This is a genomic window from Pseudomonas sp. FW300-N1A1 (assembly GCF_058789115.1).
This window is the reverse complement of the sequence record NZ_JBYTBK010000088.1, coordinates 1-1,283: the sequence shown is the minus strand read 5'-3', so window position 1 is coordinate 1,283 and position 1,283 is coordinate 1. Positions and strand designations below refer to the sequence as shown.

Genomic DNA, 1,283 nt, shown 5'->3' with positions numbered 1-1,283 from the left:
TGTTTGGACCGGGGACATGGTGGACACATGTTCGGAGACATGGTGGACAGTTAACGAAGCCGTTTACCTGATATTACGGATCGGACGTTCATGTCAATTTGCGCAACACGATGTCTACCCCAGTAGACATCGTGTTTGCCGTCCTCCAAGGTCCTGCGCAAGCCCACACGCTCACCGGTGAACGCCCGGCCCAGCTTGAGCTCCCACCCACGCCAGTTGAGTTCCCCATTGGCCTGCACGGTCCGAATTTCATCATCGTCGCCGTATTCCAGCTCTGGCAGCACCTCTCGATAGCACAGCTCGCTTTGTCGGTACCGGGAAGCGGGAACGTTGTGATTCAAGGCTTGGTGCGGACGTTGGTGGTTATAGATTTTCCGCCATTGGTCAAAAGTCTGCTGAGCTGCGTCGAGGTCGATCAGTGTTCTGTCGGTAAGTAGTTCCGCCTTCAGGCTGCGATGAAAACGTTCCAGCTTACCCTGTGTTTGCGGGTGATAAGGCCGGGAGTGGGACACTTCAATACCTTGACGCATCAGCCATAATTCAAGGCCAGTGTAGACATCTCCCTCGTGTCCCCAAGGTGGACCATTGTCCATCGTCATGCGGCGGGGTAGCCCGTAACGCCGGAAAACGCTGATCAAGTGGTTTTGCACCGTTTCTCTTTTCTCGTTCGCGCAGGCGGCAATTATCAACGAAAAACGGGAATGATCATCCAGCAAGGTCAACGGGTGGCAACGTCCTGCACGCATGCTGACATGGCCTTTAAAATCCATTTGCCAGAGATCGTTTGGTTGGGGATGTTCGAATCGAATGAAGGGTTTTACGAGAGACGCAGCGGGATCAATTCGATCGTTGCGCTTGAGAATGGCATGCACGGTGCTGGGCGCCGGCATCACATGGCCCTTGTCCTCAAAGTACCGTTTGATCTTGCGGGCTCCCCAGGAGGTGTGTTCCAGATTCAAGTCCAGAATCTGTTTTTCAGGGGTGGCAGTGGTTTTCCCAGGTGACGACAGGGGTCGTCGGGATTGATCAATCAAGCCCGCCGCGCCTTCTTCCTTGAAGCGTTTGAGCCACTTGTAGCCGGTCGTTCGGCTAATACCGTAACGGCAACAGAGCTCTTTTATGTTCGCCCCTTCTTGACGGGCCAAGGAGACAAACTCGGTACGAAGCTGCAAGGCAGACACCTCTTTCCAGGACACACGACATCTCCAGATGATCAATGTGTCGTATTAAAAAGTGTCCACCATGTCCCCGAACAGGTGTAAACCATGTCCCCGGTCCAAACA

General features: G+C 53.9%; 1 protein-coding gene. It reads right to left on the bottom strand.

Annotated features, from left to right (window positions below; genetic code table 11):
- Positions 1–50 precede the first annotated feature (50 nt).
- Entirely contained in the window at positions 51–1,196 is a 1,146-nt protein-coding gene (locus AC3WQN_RS25410) for an IS481 family transposase (protein ID WP_103402425.1), read from the bottom strand.
- Positions 1,197–1,283 lie beyond the last annotated feature (87 nt).